The sequence below is a fragment of the Clostridium pascui genome (assembly GCF_016908015.1).
Lineage (GTDB): Bacteria > Bacillota > Clostridia > Clostridiales > Clostridiaceae > Clostridium_AK > Clostridium_AK pascui.
The window spans coordinates 1-16,140 of sequence record NZ_JAFBDB010000007.1; the positions used below are offsets into that span (position 1 = coordinate 1).

Sequence of the window (16,140 nt, forward strand, 5' to 3'; positions counted from 1 at the left end):
TCGCTCGACTTGCATGTGTTAGGCACGCCGCCAGCGTTCGTCCTGAGCCAGGATCAAACTCTCAATTTAAAAGTTTAATCTGTTTCGCTCATCGCGTTTCTTAACATTTAACTGTTAAGTAATTGACTGGTTTCTATTCTCTGTTCAATTTTCAAAGACCCTGCCCTGTTAAGGCAACTTTTATATCTTATCATTTTCATTTAAGCTTGTCAACTAGTAATTTGTTCCCAAATACTATTGAAAGTTTAAATATTTTTGCTGTTTGAAACAGCTTTGTTATATTAACACACAATCTAAAACTTAGTCAAGTAATAAATTAAAACTTATTAAAATGCTTTATTTTAGCTTGCTTTGCTGTTTCTTGTTTGCCGCTCATCTCAGCGACGAAGACTATCTTACCATGAGATTATTCCCGCTCTACTTTTATTAAGTGCTATTAAACAAAAATAAACGTATTATTTAGCATTATCCGACCATATACTGAGAATCTCATGTACTGATACACTAGATAAAGTTTACATTGACTATCATCCAATTCTCCTGCGCATTCCTCTATCTACTATCTTTATCTTTATCTTTATCTTTATCTTTATCTTTATCTTTCTTTTCATTTTCTCCAGTTAGTTCTTTAGAAAACTCTGTTAATAGTCTCTTTTTATATCTTCTATTACTTACACTTCTATTAATAGCATTATTTCTTTCAGGACTATTAACAAATTTTATTCCAATATAAATAAATGAGTATAAAGCTATTAATATAAATCCTGCAATAAGTCCTGACCCCTGCCCAGGAATAAATGGCATACTTAAAATAATGATAATCATACTTATTAAAGCAATCCAAGAGGTATATGGATAGCCTGGCATCTGACATTTTCCTTCTGGAGGGCATCCATTAATCTTACGAAAACGTATATGGGTAGCTAAAATTGCGGCATATGTAAAAAGCAGCGCAAATCCACCAGAACTTATCAAAAATAAATACACTCTAGGAAGCAGCATACCAAAACCTAGACCTAAAAGCATTGCAAGGCCAGAAAATAATATCCCACGACGAGGAACATTACTTTCATCTTTTAACCACTTAGGTGCATGCCCTTCGTCTGCAAGCGATCTCATCATTCTTCCTAGCCCAAACATAGCTGCAAGCATAGTAGAAAGTATAGCTGTAATAAGTACTACATTAATAATAGTACCTGCCCAGCCAATTTCCCATCTATTAAGAGCTGCTACCATTGGACTTATATCTTCACTAAGCCCAGCTGTTGGAATTAGCGGAAGCAACGCAGCAATGGAAAGTATATAAAATCCTACAAGGCATATAACTGTATACTTAATTGCTTTAGGTACCGTTTCTCTAGGTTTATCTGTCTCTGACGCAGCTAACCCAATTATCTCAAAGCCCGCATATGAAAATATCACTATAAGCATACTTCCTGCTATGCTTTTTATGCCTCCTGCCATAAAAGGTTCTCTTGTTAATTCCCCAGCACCAAGTGACGAAGTATTTGGCATTGCTCCTGTAATCAATAAGAGTGCTATAATTATAAAAGAAACTATGGCAAATAGCTTTACTGCTGCAAGACTGCTCTCGAGCTTACTTAGCTTATCAGCTCCTAATAAATTTAACATAGTAACACCAATTATTATTAAACTCCCAAGTAATGATATAGATATGTTAGGATACCACCCGCGAACTAAAATCGATACAGCAGTAGCTTCACTTGACATAGCTAAAATCATTCCAGTCCAATATACCCATCCAACTACAAATCCCACTCCTGGGCCAAATATTTGTGCTGCAAAGGTTCGAAAGGAACCTGAATCAGGATTTGCTACAGTCATCTCGGACAAAGCAAAAAGTATAAAATATACCAATGCTCCACCTAATACATAACATATTAAAATTGCAGGCCCTGCAGCATGTATAGCTACCGATGAACCAAGAAAAAATGACCCTCCTATTACAGTACCCAGTGCCATCATTGTAAGCTGCCATGCAGACAGTCCTTTATGTGTTTTCTCCATAGTTTCTCCTCCGTACCAAACATGTGGAATGAAATAATCTTAAAAATAGCATTCCCCAAATTTAAAAATACATTCTATTTAAGGTATATCTATCTCTTAAACAGTTTAGGGGACAGCTAACAACTATTTTGCACTTCGCATTAGTAGTTGCTAACTGTCCCCTATTAAACTTATCTTAATTTTTTATTCGTCCTTTTAGCTATGAAATCTCCAAATATCTGCAACAATTGAACAATAATAATTAAAGTTATTACGCATATAAACATAACATCTGTTTGGTAGCGTTGATATCCATATCGTATAGCTAAATCACCAATACCACCACCGCCAACAGTACCTGCCATTGCAGAATATCCAATTAGTGACACTGCTGTAACTGTTAAATTTTTAATAAGTTGAGGAAGTGCCTCAGGAATTAAAATATGTATTATAATATCTATAGGTCTTGCTCCAGATGCAACTGCCGCCTCTAAAACGCCATGATTAACTTCTGAAAATGATACCTCTGCTAATCTGCCATAAAAAGCTATTGCAGCAATGGACAATGGAACAATTACAGCCGTATATCCAATCCCAGTTCCAACTATCTTTTTTGAAACAGGTATTAAGAGTACGAGCAATATCAAAAATGGTATTGAACGAGTTATATTTATTATAACCCCTGCAATCTCATTAACTATCTTATTTTTTATGAATAATGAGTTAGATGTCAAAAACAGCAAAAGACCTAATAAACCACCAAAAACAGTAGCAAATCCAAGAGAATAAAGCACCATTAGGGCAGTTTCATTAAAGGATTTTGTTAGAGCTTCCGTTAAATTAAACGCTGACATTTTCAAGCACCTCCAATTTAGCAGTGTTTTTACGAAGATATTCTATACCACGATTAATAGCTTCACCTTCTCCAATAAGTTGAATATATAAGATTCCTAATGGAATTTCGTTAATATACTCTATTTTACCTAATAAAATATTAAATCTAAATCCAAATTTAGCTGAAGCATCGGATAAAACAGGATTATTGGCATCATTCCCATGATAAGTAATTCTAATAATAGGTCCTTTTGAATCTTGAATAACCCTTTTAGGCAGATCAAATTTAGTTGTTTGTCTAATAAGGCTTTGTGTAAACCTATTTTGAGGATTTGTGAAAACATCATATACATTTCCACTTTCCACAACGGTTCCTTGGTTCATTACAACAACTTTATTACAAGTACTTTTAACTACATCAAGTTCATGTGTAATAATAACAATAGTAATTCCCATTTTTTTATTTATTTCTTTCAGTAATTTCAATATTGAATTTGTGGTTTCAATATCGAGGGCTGATGTAGGTTCATCACAAAGCAATATTTTCGTATCATTTGCAAGAGCCCTAGCTATAGCAACTCTTTGTTTTTGACCCCCTGATAAGCTTGATGGATATGCATCATGCTTATCAGTTAAATTTACAAACCCTAATAGTTCTTTTACCCGCTTATCTATTTCATCTTTATTTTTTCCAGCAGCCTTTAAAACAAATGCAATATTTTGATATACAGTTTTATTATCTGCTAAGTTAAAATGTTGAAATATCATACCAATATTTCTACGAAGTTTTCGTAGTTCTTCCCCTTTATAATGTTCAACATTCTTTCCATCAATAATCACTTCTCCGCTAGTTGGAACTTGAAGCAAATTTATAGCACGAAGCAGTGTGCTTTTACCTGCTCCACTAGAACCAACAATTCCAAAGATCTCCCCAGTACCAATGGTGAAAGATACATCTTTTACTGCTGTAAAAAAATCTTTCTTTTGTTTAAAACTAACGTTAACATTTTTAAATTCTATCATCTATTTTTTGCCCCCTTTCATACAGAGAGCATATACCTCAAAGTTTTAAGATATATGCTCAGTAAAACTTTTAATAGTTTTCTGGTTTAATGAATGATGAATACTGTTTGCTTGAGTCTTCAATAACCTTTTTAAATGCATCAGATTCAACTATTTCTATAATGTCCTTTGCAAGCTGAGAATCTTTATCTTCTGTTCTTACTGCAATGACATTAAAATAACCTTTGTCAATTTTTTCATTATATATTGCATCTGCCAAATTAAGTCCTGCACCAATAGCATAGTTTCCGTTAATAACAGCTACATCAGCGCTGTCTAAGGTTCTTGGTAATTGAGGCGCTTCAACTTCTACAAATTTCAGATTTTTAGGATTTTCGGAAAGAGTGTTTTGTGTTGCTGTCTTTGGGTCAACGGCAGGATCAATTTTAACAAAACCTGCTTGTTGTAATACTCTTATTGACCTTGAAAGATTTGTTGCGTCATTTGGTATTGCAACAGTTGCACCCTTTGGCAATTCACTAAATGACTTATATTTATTTGAGAATATTCCCATTCCAGCTGTAGGCACTTCTTTTAAATATATAATATCAAGATTGTTTTGTTTTTTAAAATTTTCTAGGTATGTTGAGTGTTGAAATAAGTTAAGGTCAATTTCCTTATCTGCTAAGGCTTTGTTGGGTAAAACATAATCGCTAAATTCAACACTTTCAACCTTATAACCTTTTTTTATTAAAGATGGCTCAATTGCCTCTTTAAACATATCTGCATATGGTCCTGCACAAAAGCCCGCCTTAATAGTTTTTGTTTCACTTGTAGTTGCTTTTGTTTCACCACTATTTTTAGAACAAGCACTAAAAGAAACTCCAAGTGCTAAAATAACTCCACATGTAAGTATATTTCTTAATATTTTATTCATCTTAAGCTCCCCTTCTATCTTTGTTTTAATATTAATTGATATTAATGTTGATTAATTTTATGTACATAAAGTATATTACGTTGAAAAGTCCCCTAGTTAATTTTATTTGCGCAAATAAAAAAACCACTTCAAACTTAAAGTAAGAAGTGGTATTGCCCAACGCTAAAGCCCATTATTATATAATAGGATTTCATCACTTCTTATCTTTCAGAAAAAATTCTGCAGGAATTAGCACATTTCTAGTTTAATAAATTAAACTAGTTGTTGCTGGGTTTCATAGGGCCAGTCCCTCAACCACTCTTGATAAGATTTCATCAATATTCAATTGCATTTATTCTATATGATTGTTTCATCTATGTCAAGAAATATTTTTTGTTTATTTTAATGCGGTTATCATTTATTTCTCACTTGCCATATTGGTGGCACTAATTACTCCGTTTCAACAGATTTAGAAAGTTTTATATTAAGCCTCTCTAACTTCTTATATAATGTGGTTCTGTGTATGCCTAGGTCCTTAGCTGTCTTAGAAATTTTATAATTATTTTCCATTAATGACTCTAAAATTATATCTTTTTCAAATTCATTTAATATGAAATCTAAAGTACCACCTTTAACCTCGGGAGCTGTATTTGGAGAAAAAGTTAGTAAATTGGATGGTAAGTGTTTAACTCCTAATATATCTTTTTCAGTTAGAACATATGCACTTTCAATAACGTTCTTTAATTCTCTTATGTTTCCTTGCCACTTGTGATTTAATAATAATTCTATTGCCCTTTGAGATATAGTAATGTCGGTTTTGTACTTTTTATTGAGTTGACCTAAGAAGTGATTTATAAATATCAGTATATCTTCTTTTCTTTGTCTTAGAGGTGGTATTTTTATATTTATAACATTTAATCTATAAAATAGATCTTCTCTAAACTTCTTTTCCTTAATTAATTTTCTTAAATCTTGATGAGTTGCAGCAATAACTCTTACATCTATTGGTATGGGTTCATAGCCTCCAATTCGTTCAATTTCATTCTCCTGAAGCACCCTAAGAAGTTTTGCCTGCATATGTAGAGGCATATCCCCTATCTCATCTAAAAATATTGTTCCCTTATGGGCAAGTTGAAATTTACCCTTTTTCCCTCCTTTTTTAGCTCCAGTAAAAGAACCCTCTTCATAGCCAAATAACTCTGATTCTAAAAGCTCATCAGGAATTGCAGCACAGTTTATTCTTATAAGAGGGCTATTTTTTCTATCAGAGGCATAATGTATTCCATTTGCAAAAACCTCTTTTCCTGTTCCGGTTTCCCCGTTTATTAAAACTGCTAGATTGCTTCTGGATGCCTTTCTAGCTAACTCCTTTACTTCTAAAAAAGATTCACTTTCCCCAAGTATACAATTAAAATCAAATTTACTTTCTCCTAGTCTTTGGAGTTCATCCTTATAATATTTTAATTCCTGATCCTGCTTATATAATTTTTGAGATAAGTTAAGTGTTTGAACTCTAAATTTAACTTGAGCAACTGCAGCTATTACTTTACCATTTTTCTTTACCGGAGCTCTAGTTACAAATAAAAACTTATCTCCATTATAATGCTGTCCATCAACTAAAGGGTGAATTACATCCACTTCCTTAATACCAGAGCTAGCAATTTCCGGCATTTTAGTGTTTTTTATAAATTCGCCGATATGACGCCCGATAGCTTTTTCTTTTGTGGTTCCTAAAAAATCGCAATATGAATTATTTATATCGAATATAGTGCCATCAACTTTAGTTACTACGAAGCCATCCTCAGTCATATCCAAAATCTCATTAAAAATTAACTTATAATGCTCTAAATTCATATCACTAATCATCTTACCCCAAGCCCCTTTTCCTTAAAATGTAAATTATTTTATGTAATATTATACCATAAGATTAGGTTAAAGTAACAAAATACGTTTTGTTTGCAAAAAAATTTACGTCTGATAAAAAGAAATGAATCATAAGTTCATAATTTAAAAAATATGACTAGAGTTATATATTATAAATTTTAAAACATTGTGAAAGAACCCTATGATACCATAGGATTCTTTACAATCAGCTTATTGTAGCATAGGACTTTAATACAATTTTATATACCTATAACCCCAGTGCACACATTGGAATTACTACAAATAAAGTTATAGTTGGAATTAAAAGTTGTGTAATAAACACATCAAAATAAGCATCTTTATGACTTAAGTTAGTGAGAACAAGTAGTGTAATCTGTCCTCCTTGATGTGGCAAACTGTCTAATGTACCTGCTGCAATTGCAGAAATACGATGAACATACTCAAGATTTATTCCCATTGAAATAAATGTATCCTTTAAAGCATCATATGCAATACCCAGACCACCAGATGCACTGCCGCAAACCCCTGCACAAATAGCAGTAGTAATTGCAACAAACCATAATGGAGATATATTTAAATTCTGCAGACCACCTATTACTGTTGAAAATCCACTTGTTATTTTAACAACTCCACCAAATCCAACTACGAGGGCGGTATTTAAAATAGCACTACATGAATTGGAACCTCCAGTGTTAAAAATTTTAATCAGCCCACTTATGCCACTTGGAATAAATTTGTACATTAAAATGATTGAAGAGAGAATACCCATTGCTACAGCAAATTCAACTTGCCAATGCAAAATATTGAAACAAACAAGTATTAAAGCTACTGGAATACATGCAATAAGAGGATGAGGAACTTTTTCATCTTTAGAATCATTATCTTCTAATAAATGTGCTGGAAGCGGCGTTAGTCTGTCATCATGAAATAAATACCCCTTCTTTTTTAAACTTCTACTTCTATACTCTAGCCAAAGGAAAATAAGAACAAATTGAACCACTAATCCTGCCATACCTGGAATAAATGCAGCAGTTGCACTTGTTCCTAGACTTCTCATAGGAATAACATTTTGAATAGAGGGTGACCCAGGGCTATTCATAGACCATGTCCAACAACCTGCAGATATTGCTGCCGGAAGAATTTTTCTAGAAAGATCATTCTTTCTAAATAACTGTAAAGCAATTGGATACATAACAAAATAAACAACGAAGCCACTGATACCGCCAAAGGTGAGTATACCTGTTATGCACATTATAATAGCTGCAGTAAATTTACCTTTAGAAATTTTAAGAAGTGCAGATGCAATAGATTTTGCAGCCTTTGTTTCTTCATAAACAGAGCCGAAAATAGCACCTACAAGGAAAATAAAAAAGTAACTTTTGAAATAATTAGCAGCCGAAGTCATATATGCTCCCGTTAAAGTTTGAAAAACAGGAAGTCTTGCAAGTAAAATTACGATAATAGAAACTAAAGGCCCCAGTATAACTGCACTAATTCTCTTGTAAGCTAAAACTGTGAATAATATAATGGCTAATACAAGTATGAAAACATCAAATGACATTATTTACACTTCCTTTCTCAATTTTTCTAAATTAGATAGGAATCATTGCTTTTCCACAACTAGCTTTCTTTTAGTATGATTTTTGTTTTCGCTATTGCATTGAAATATATCTAGCTTATATAAAAAATAATGCCATTTTCATCATTGAGTATAAATACATTCCCGTACAAATTAGGTCCCATTATTTATTCCTCATTGATAAAATGGCATTATTTTATTCATTAGTAAACAATATATTTAAATTTTATTCCTTGGTAGCCATAACAGTAGCTTCACCATCAATAACCAATTCCCCTCTTTGATTAACAACAGTGGTTCTCATTACAGCAATTTTCTTCTCAGGACGCATAGAAATAACTTCACCTGTAGCTGTGATTGTATCACCAAACTTAACTGGTAATAAGAATTTACATGTTTGGCCTAAATAAATGGCATCTGCACCAGGAATAAGCATGCCAACAATTGTAGAAAAGAATGATGCAGTAAGCATTCCATGAACGATTCTTTCGCCAAATCTTGTTGTTTTAGCATATTCAGCATTTACATGTACTGGGTTAATGTCGCCTATTAAGCCTGCATAGGTATACACATCTGACTCTGAAATAGTTTTTGTTACACTTTTTTTCATACCAATATAAATTTCATTTATGCTGTAACCACTCATATTTAAGCTATTTTCATCTATCATACTGCTCAATTTACTCTCCCTACCTTTCAATATGAATTTAAATCTCAAATTCCTTATTTTTCTCTATTTCCTCAATCATAGCTGGTATTACTTCTTTTAAATCTCCTACAATTCCAAAATCACAAACCTTGAAAATAGGAGCCGATTTATCACTATTAATTGCTACAATATATTTTGATTCGCTCATACCTGCTAAATGTTGAATAGCACCAGATATACCGCAAGCAAAATAAATTTCTGGTCTTACTGTTGTGCCTGTCTGTCCTACTTGATGCATACTATCTATCCATCCTGCATCAACACAAGCTCTAGATGATCCGACTTCCCCGCCTAACTTGTCAGCAAGGGCTTTAATGAGTTCAAAACCTTCGGGCCCTTTTACACCACGTCCCCCAGATACAATGATTTTGGCCTCTGTAAGGTCCACTCTTCTTCTGCCGCTTTTTACAATTTCAATAACCCTAGCTGTAATATCTTCCTCAGTGATTTCAGGAATTACTTTTTCAATAACTCCAGTAGGATTATCCACATGTGCTGCCTTTTTCATTACCCCAGGTCTTACTGTAGCCATTTGAGGCCTGTTTTTAGGACAGATGATAGTCGCCATTAAGTTACCACCAAAGGCAGGTCTTGTCTGAAGAATTTTGCCATCCTCAGGATCAATGTCAAGCTTTGTACAATCAGCAACAAGTCCTGTGCCAATTTTAGCTGCAATTCTAGGTCCTATATCTCTTCCTATTGATGTAGCTCCGACTAGGACAATTTCAGGTTTTCTCTCTAAAATAAGATTTGAAATTGAAAGCGCGTATCCATCGGTTGAGAAGGTCTTTAATAATGGACTGCAGATATATAAGACTCTGTCTACTCCATAATTAAGAAGCTTTTTCACTTCTTCGTCAATTTCATATCCTGCAGCAACAACCGCTACCTTTTTATTAATTTCACTTGCAAGCTTTTTTGCTTCACCAATTAATTCAATGGTTACAGGATGAATCTTGCCTTCTCTCTGCTCGCCAATTACCCAAACGTCATTATAATCATTTAAATTAATATCTTGATTTACTTTTGCCCTTTCCATATTTGCACCTACCTCCTATATGAGCTTCAGATCAGCAAGCTTATTTACTAGAGCGGCTGCTTTTTCTTTTCCGCTTATTCCATCAATAATTTCTGCTGTTTTAGACTTTGTTGGTACAAAGGATTTAAACACATTGGTTGGAGAACCCTTAAGACCAATTTGTGTAGGGTCAACTTCTAAATCATTAAAGCTCCAAACAGTGATTTCATCAGATTCAGGTGCATAATACTTAAATATACCTTTTACACTTGGATATCTTGGAGTATTCAATTCTTTAATGGCTGTTAGAAGTACTGGTAATTTTGCTTCTATTCTATAATCTCCTGTTTCTGTAAATCTTGTTACTGTTACCTTTTCCTTATCTAACTTAATTTCCTTGGCATATGTTATTTGTGGAACACCTAAAAATTCAGCAATTTCTGGTCCAACCTGTGCTGTATCACCATCAATTGCTTGTCTTCCACAAAGTACAATATCGTAATTTCCAACCTTTTCAATTGCTGCTGCAATAATAGTAGCCGTAGCCCATGTATCAGATCCACCAAAAGCTCTATCACTTATAAGAATTGCTTCATCTGCACCCATAGCAAGGGCTTCTCTTAGTGCATCCTTTGCTTGAGGAGGTCCCATACTTATCACAGTAACTTTTCCGCCCTTTTCATCTTTAATTTGAAGAGCTGCTTCAAGGGCATTCTTATCATCAGGATTTATAATACTTGGAACGCCATCTCTTATAAGCGTTCCTGTTTCCTGATTAATTCTAACTTCATTTGTATCTGGAACTTGTTTTAAACATACAATGATATTCATTTTTCTCCTCCTAGCCTAGTACTTCTCTTGAAATTACTAATTTATGAATTTCAGAGGTACCTTCATATATCTCAGTGATTTTTGCGTCACGATACATTCTTTCTAGTGGATAATCCCTCATATAGCCATAACCGCCGTGAATTTGTAATGCAAGATTTGTAACGACTCTAGCAGTATCCGATGCATTTAATTTAGCCATCGCTGCTTCCTTAGTGTGCTTCTCTCCAATTGTTTTTAAGTGAGCAGCATAATAAACTAGCCATCTAGCTGCTTCAATCTTAGTTGCCATTTCTGCTATATACCAGCTAAGGCCCTGAAGAGCTGTAAGAGGCTTACCAAATTGGATTCTTTCCTTCATATACTTAACACTTTCTTCTAAAGCACCTTCAGCTATGCCAAGGGCCTGAGCACCAATACCAATTCTAGCACCATCGAGAGCATTCATTGCCATCATAAATCCCTTGCCTTCTACTCCCACAAGATTTTCTTTTGGAACACGACAATTATCAAATATAAGTTCTACAGTTTCTGAGCCATGAATGCCCATTTTGTCTTCAATCTTACCTATGGTAAAACCTGGAGTACCTTTTTCTACAACAATTGTAGACAAGCCTTTCAGGCCTTTTTCTGGCTGTGTTAGCACAACAACAGCTAAATATTGCGCCTGTCCTCCACCGGAAATAAAGCATTTGGTTCCATTAAGAATATATTCATCCCCATCTAATATAGCTGTTGTTTTAGCAGCACCTGCATCTGAACCTGCATTAGGTTCTGTTAAAGCAAAGGCTCCAAGACATCCTCCACTTGTTACCTGTGGCAAATATTTTTGTTTCTGCTCTTCAGTACCAAACTTTTGAATAATGGAAGAAAAAACTGTGTGTATTGAAAGAATAGCTGCTGTAGCTCCGCACTTTTTAGCTATTTCTGAAACTACTATAACTTTATCAATATCATTTCCACCCGATCCTCCATATTCTAAAGGTGTGCCAATTCCTGTGAACCCTATTCTTGCCATTTTGTCAAAGGTCTCTCGTGGAAATCTTCCCGTCTTATCAATTTCAGCTGCAATAGGCTGAACTTCTTTTTCAGCAAACTCTCTGGCAACCTTTCGTAACATAAGTTGTGCCTCTGTTAACTTAAAATCCATACTATCTCCCCCTATAACTAAACTTTAAAGCGAAAGTCCCATCTTCTCATCTTTAAATATTCTTTCATCCATTAACTTTAAATCTTCTGATATCAATGGCTTAAACTCCATATTTGCCAGAATATCCTTCTCCAAATCAACTCCTGGAGCAATTTCAATAAGCATAATTCCATTTTTCGTAAGTTTGAACACCGCTCTTTCTGTTATATAATAAACCTGCTGTCCATTCTGACTTGCATATTCACCTGAAAAAGTGATTTGTTCTATTTCTTTTTTGAACTTTATTCCCTTGCCATCCTTTATAATATTTAGTTTTCCATCTTTAATTTCGACTTCCATTTTTCCTGCTTTAAAGGTCCCTGTAAAACAAACTTTTTTAGCATTTTGTGATATATTTATAAATCCACCAGGTCCTACAACTCTTCCTGCAAATTTAGAAACATTAACATTGCCTAAAGCATCAATTTCAGCTGCACCAAGGAAGGACATGTCAATTCCACCACCATCGTAAATATCAAATATATCAGGCTGCTTATATATAGCTTCAGGATTAACGGAACCTCCAATGGCAATACCACCTGTAGGCACACCACCAAGAGCACCTGACTCAATAGAAAGTGTAATCTTATCTGAAAACCCCTCTTCCCCTGCAACTGCAGCAACTGCTTCTGGAACCCCTATACCTAAATTAATTAGACAATTAGGTTTTAGCTCTAATGCACCTCTTCTTCCACAAACTTTTCTTTCATCTAATCTCATAGGTTCAATAGATGCTAATGGCACTTTTGTTTCACCTGATAATTCTGGTCTATAGTGTTTATATGCATATGTCTGAAGGCTATTTTCTCTGGTGCCTTCTACAATATAATCAACCATAAATCCATGAATCTTAACATCATGTGCTTTTATACTCCCTTTTTGAACAATTTGTTCAACTTGAACTATAACAATACCTCCTGAATTATGAGTTGCTGCTGCCATTTCTAATTGATCAGAAATCAAAGCCTCTCTGCTTAAGGAAACATTTCCACTTTCATCAGCTAATGTACCTTTAATAAAGCAAATATCTATAGGGAAAGATTTATAGAAAAGATAGTCTTCTCCTTCTATATTTACTAAAGAAACAACCTCTTCTCCAGAATCAATAGCTGCCTTATTTACTTTGCAGCCCTCAAGTCTAGGATCAGCAAAGGTTTTTAATCCAACATGAGTTAAAGTACCAGGCTTTCCTCCAGCAATCGCTCTAAGCATATGGGTTGTAACTCCCTGTGGAATCATGAAAGCTGCTAATTTATTTGCAACAGTTAATTTATTTAATCTTGGCTCTAAGCCAATATGAGCACATACAAGTTTTTTAACCAACCCTTCTTCCCCAAGATGATTAGCACCTCTTTCTCCACCGTCACCAACAGCTGCGCAGTGAAAAAGGAACAGATTCTTAGGAGACTTTGTTTCGATATATCTATTTTGCAGTGCTATCAATAAATCTTCTGCAAGTCCAAAACTTACAAAACCTCCAATACCAATTGTCATTCCATCCTTAACCATTTCTGCTGCTTGTTTTGCTGTAATTATCTTACTCATATAAAAAACCCCCTTTAAATTAAATTATCAATTAATTCGGATGTATGAACACAAGTTAAATTATGTCAATACATCCTTTTATACTTACTTTATTATGGAAGGAATGGGAACATTGAGAATAAAATAACTGCTACCACAGACCCAATTGCCGGAGCAACTACTGTAAGCCAAAATACTGGGCCATAGGCATCGTGATGTGTTTCATTACATAAACCATTTGTAACAGTTACTACATATCCGTTATGTGGAAGAGAATCAAGTGCTGCAGATGATATTGACATTGTTCTATGGATTGCTGCTGCTGCAACACCTTTTGCCAGATAAACAGGCCCTATTAGAGGAGCTGCAATTCCTAGTCCTCCTGATGCAGAACCACATATACCCGCTATGACTGTTGTACCTACAGCAATGCCTACAAATTCTGGTCCAGGAATATTAACCATTGCATCAACAATGGCTGGAAATGCTTTAGCTGCCTTAACTACTGCGCCAAAACCAACAACGGCGCAGGTATTGCTAATAGCAAATACGGAAGTTTTACAGCCTTCTCCTATATTATTTAAAACTGTTTTATTATCTTGATACTTATTTAAAATAATAAATACTATTACGGTACCAGCAAATACGCCCGCTTCAAGTGGAAGTAATACTTTTCCATTAACTTTAACGTTAATTAATATTATTGTGATAATCAATGGAATTAGAGCTGCAATTCCACTTGGAAGTTTTGAATTATCATGAAAATTATCAACAGACTTTGCTGCAAAATGTTCACCATTAGCTTTTGCTTTACCTACCATTCTATATAGCATAAATGCTCCAACTATTAGAATAACAAAAGATGAAATGAAGCCATTTACAGCTCCTGCCATTAAATCCGTTCCTAGCGCTTGAGCAGGAACAGCATTTTGAATCTGAGGAGCACCAGGTGCAACCATAGCAAATGTAGAACATCCAAAGGTCAATGCTCCTGGAATAAACCTTCTAGGTAAATCTGCTTCTTTGAAAACTTCAAGGGCGATAGGAAATACTGCAAAACTGGCAACAAAAACGCTAACCCCACCGTAAGATATAATACCGCAAGCTAAAGGAATTGAAATTAAAGCCATTTTAGGGCCAAAAGTTTTAACAATCATCTTTGCTATTGCCTTGGCTCCATTTGTAACCTCATACATTTTTCCCATTAATGTACCAGTTAAAAAAATCAAGAAGTTTGCTTTAAAGAATCCAACAAATCCTGTCATATAATTTTCTTTTAAAGCACTATATAGATTAATACCCCCTGTCAAAGCAACAATAGCTGAGCAGCTTATAGCTATGATAAAAATGTTAACACCCTTCATTACCAAGTACATTAATAGTGCAAGTGCCCCTATAATACCAATTAAACTTATAATTTCTCCGCCTGACATATATTAACTCCTCCTTCCATTTCTTATTATTTAATTTATTAAACTAATATAGCTGTTAAAAGAGTAACTTCATTTTACTTTTATTTATTTTCAAATTTAGCAGGCCTTTTTTCAAGAAATGCTGCCATACCTTCATCCTTATCCTCAGAAGCAAATGTAAGTGCTGCTAAATCCTTTTCAAGCTCAAGTGCATTCGCTAAATCTAAATCAGCTCCTTTATTAATGGCTATCTTAGCATATTTAATTGCCATAGGAGCCTTTAAAATAATGCCTTTCATCATATTTTTTGCCTCAGTTAAAAGTTCTTCTGCTGGAACTACCTTATTTACAAGACCCATGAGGAGTGCTTCCTCAGCCTTTATCATTCTTCCTGTGTAAATGAGTTCTTTTGCTCGTCCGCTGCCTATGAGTCTAGGTAATCTTTGTGTTCCGCCAAAGCAAGGAATAACGCCTAGGTTTACCTCCGGTTGTCCAAAAACAGCCTTTTCAGAAGCAATTCTCAAATCACAGCTCATTGACAGCTCACATCCACCACCAAGAGCATAGCCATTAACTGCTGCAATTACAGGCTTTCCAAGAACTTCAATTTTATTAAATACGCTTTGAGCATACTCAGCATAATTTCTTCCCTCCTCTGCCTTATAGGGCCTCATCTGGGCAATATCTGCTCCTGCAACAAAACCCTTTCCTTCTCCTGTTATAATAACGCCTAAAATACTCTTATCTACACTTATACTTTCTATAATGGCATCTAGCTCTTCTAAAGTCTGATTATTTAATGCATTTAGAGCCTTTGGACGGTTCATAGTAACAATTGCTACATTTTCTTCAATATTGACCTTAACATTTTCAAGACTTAAATCCTTTAATACCATTCCTTTCATAAAAACACCCTCCTTTATCTTTGCATTTATATATAAAGCAATATCTCTGCCAAAAAAAGTAACATTATCTTTTATAAAAAAAATTTTTAATTTATTTTAATAAACAGCCTTCTATACTAAGCATGAACAGTTACTAACATAGATAAATTTTAAACAAAAATATCCTATATAAGTTAATTTAATAACTTATATAGGATATAAAAACTTTTAATTATTGTAGGAATTTTTCTACAACTAAAAAAATTTATAGTTTTAAATGTAATTTTGCATTGTTAAAACTCTTTAATTTCAATCTTTGTTACTCTTTTATTAATACTTGTCGAATTTTTTCTA

The 16,140-nt window shown here is 34.2% G+C and carries 13 protein-coding genes, 1 rRNA gene and 1 riboswitch; all 14 genes read right to left on the reverse strand.

Going from position 1 to position 16,140, the window contains the following annotated elements; genetic code table 11:
* Positions 1–69, reverse strand: a 16S ribosomal RNA gene (locus tag JOC70_RS15410); the annotation flags it as partial.
* A 483-nt stretch (positions 70–552) separates the two neighbouring features.
* A complete protein-coding gene (locus tag JOC70_RS15415; RefSeq protein ID WP_204599795.1) occupies positions 553–2,028 on the reverse strand; it encodes an amino acid permease in 1,476 nt (491 codons plus the stop codon).
* Positions 2,029–2,198: 170 nt separating this feature from the next.
* The gene (locus JOC70_RS15420) at positions 2,199–2,861 is read right to left on the reverse strand and encodes a methionine ABC transporter permease (RefSeq protein WP_204599796.1); all 663 of its coding nucleotides are present in this window, start codon (positions 2,859–2,861) and stop codon (positions 2,199–2,201) included.
* Entirely contained in the window at positions 2,848–3,864 is a 1,017-nt protein-coding gene (locus JOC70_RS15425) for a methionine ABC transporter ATP-binding protein (protein WP_204599797.1), read from the reverse strand. The genes JOC70_RS15420 and JOC70_RS15425 overlap by 14 nt, the downstream gene beginning before the upstream one ends.
* Before the next feature lie 70 nt (positions 3,865–3,934).
* The gene (locus tag JOC70_RS15430) at positions 3,935–4,780 is read right to left on the reverse strand and encodes a MetQ/NlpA family ABC transporter substrate-binding protein (RefSeq protein ID WP_204599798.1); all 846 of its coding nucleotides are present in this window, start codon (positions 4,778–4,780) and stop codon (positions 3,935–3,937) included.
* A gap of 197 nt (positions 4,781–4,977) precedes the next feature.
* Positions 4,978–5,090, reverse strand: a riboswitch (SAM riboswitch).
* A 119-nt stretch (positions 5,091–5,209) separates the two neighbouring features.
* Positions 5,210–6,625: a sigma-54 interaction domain-containing protein gene (locus JOC70_RS15435; protein WP_204599799.1), complete on the reverse strand. Its 1,416-nt coding sequence runs from the start codon at positions 6,623–6,625 to the stop codon at positions 5,210–5,212.
* 265 nt (positions 6,626–6,890) lie between these two features.
* Positions 6,891–8,204: a GntP family permease gene (locus tag JOC70_RS15440; RefSeq protein WP_204599800.1), complete on the reverse strand. Its 1,314-nt coding sequence runs from the start codon at positions 8,202–8,204 to the stop codon at positions 6,891–6,893.
* Positions 8,205–8,448: 244 nt separating this feature from the next.
* Entirely contained in the window at positions 8,449–8,892 is a 444-nt protein-coding gene (locus tag JOC70_RS15445) for a MaoC/PaaZ C-terminal domain-containing protein (protein WP_186429075.1), read from the reverse strand.
* 37 nt (positions 8,893–8,929) lie between these two features.
* Positions 8,930–9,970 (reverse strand): electron transfer flavoprotein subunit alpha/FixB family protein, encoded by a 1,041-nt coding sequence (locus JOC70_RS15450; protein ID WP_204599802.1) that lies wholly within the window; start codon positions 9,968–9,970, stop codon positions 8,930–8,932.
* Between the two features lie 15 nt (positions 9,971–9,985).
* On the reverse strand, positions 9,986–10,780 hold the full coding sequence (locus JOC70_RS15455; RefSeq protein WP_204599803.1) for an electron transfer flavoprotein subunit beta/FixA family protein: 795 nt from the start codon (positions 10,778–10,780) through the stop codon (positions 9,986–9,988).
* A gap of 10 nt (positions 10,781–10,790) precedes the next feature.
* The gene (gene acrC, locus JOC70_RS15460) at positions 10,791–11,927 is read right to left on the reverse strand and encodes an acryloyl-CoA reductase (RefSeq protein ID WP_035311475.1); all 1,137 of its coding nucleotides are present in this window, start codon (positions 11,925–11,927) and stop codon (positions 10,791–10,793) included.
* Positions 11,928–11,951: 24 nt separating this feature from the next.
* Entirely contained in the window at positions 11,952–13,511 is a 1,560-nt protein-coding gene (locus JOC70_RS15465; protein WP_204599804.1) for an acyl CoA:acetate/3-ketoacid CoA transferase, read from the reverse strand.
* Positions 13,512–13,603: 92 nt separating this feature from the next.
* Positions 13,604–14,923, reverse strand: a complete 1,320-nt coding sequence (locus JOC70_RS15470) for a GntP family permease (protein WP_204599805.1) — start codon at positions 14,921–14,923, stop codon at positions 13,604–13,606.
* Positions 14,924–15,003: 80 nt separating this feature from the next.
* Positions 15,004–15,807, reverse strand: coding sequence for an enoyl-CoA hydratase-related protein (locus JOC70_RS15475; protein WP_204599806.1), 804 nt, complete (start codon positions 15,805–15,807; stop codon positions 15,004–15,006).
* Positions 15,808–16,140: the final 333 nt, after the last annotated feature.

What these genes read in the sequence shown, in the direction of transcription:
- JOC70_RS15415 (WP_204599795.1), bottom strand. Translation starts at nt 2,028, where the DNA reads ATGGAGAAAACACATAAAGGACTGTCTGCATGGCAGCTTACAATGATG.
- JOC70_RS15420 (WP_204599796.1), bottom strand. Translation starts at nt 2,861, where the DNA reads ATGTCAGCGTTTAATTTAACGGAAGCTCTAACAAAATCCTTTAATGAA.
- JOC70_RS15425 (WP_204599797.1), bottom strand. Translation starts at nt 3,864, where the DNA reads ATGATAGAATTTAAAAATGTTAACGTTAGTTTTAAACAAAAGAAAGAT.
- JOC70_RS15430 (WP_204599798.1), bottom strand. Translation starts at nt 4,780, where the DNA reads ATGAATAAAATATTAAGAAATATACTTACATGTGGAGTTATTTTAGCA.
- JOC70_RS15435 (WP_204599799.1), bottom strand. Translation starts at nt 6,625, where the DNA reads ATGATTAGTGATATGAATTTAGAGCATTATAAGTTAATTTTTAATGAG.
- JOC70_RS15440 (WP_204599800.1), bottom strand. Translation starts at nt 8,204, where the DNA reads ATGTCATTTGATGTTTTCATACTTGTATTAGCCATTATATTATTCACA.
- JOC70_RS15445 (WP_186429075.1), bottom strand. Translation starts at nt 8,892, where the DNA reads ATGATAGATGAAAATAGCTTAAATATGAGTGGTTACAGCATAAATGAA.
- JOC70_RS15450 (WP_204599802.1), bottom strand. Translation starts at nt 9,970, where the DNA reads ATGGAAAGGGCAAAAGTAAATCAAGATATTAATTTAAATGATTATAAT.
- JOC70_RS15455 (WP_204599803.1), bottom strand. Translation starts at nt 10,780, where the DNA reads ATGAATATCATTGTATGTTTAAAACAAGTTCCAGATACAAATGAAGTT.
- acrC (WP_035311475.1), bottom strand. Translation starts at nt 11,927, where the DNA reads ATGGATTTTAAGTTAACAGAGGCACAACTTATGTTACGAAAGGTTGCC.
- JOC70_RS15465 (WP_204599804.1), bottom strand. Translation starts at nt 13,511, where the DNA reads ATGAGTAAGATAATTACAGCAAAACAAGCAGCAGAAATGGTTAAGGAT.
- JOC70_RS15470 (WP_204599805.1), bottom strand. Translation starts at nt 14,923, where the DNA reads ATGTCAGGCGGAGAAATTATAAGTTTAATTGGTATTATAGGGGCACTT.
- JOC70_RS15475 (WP_204599806.1), bottom strand. Translation starts at nt 15,807, where the DNA reads ATGAAAGGAATGGTATTAAAGGATTTAAGTCTTGAAAATGTTAAGGTC.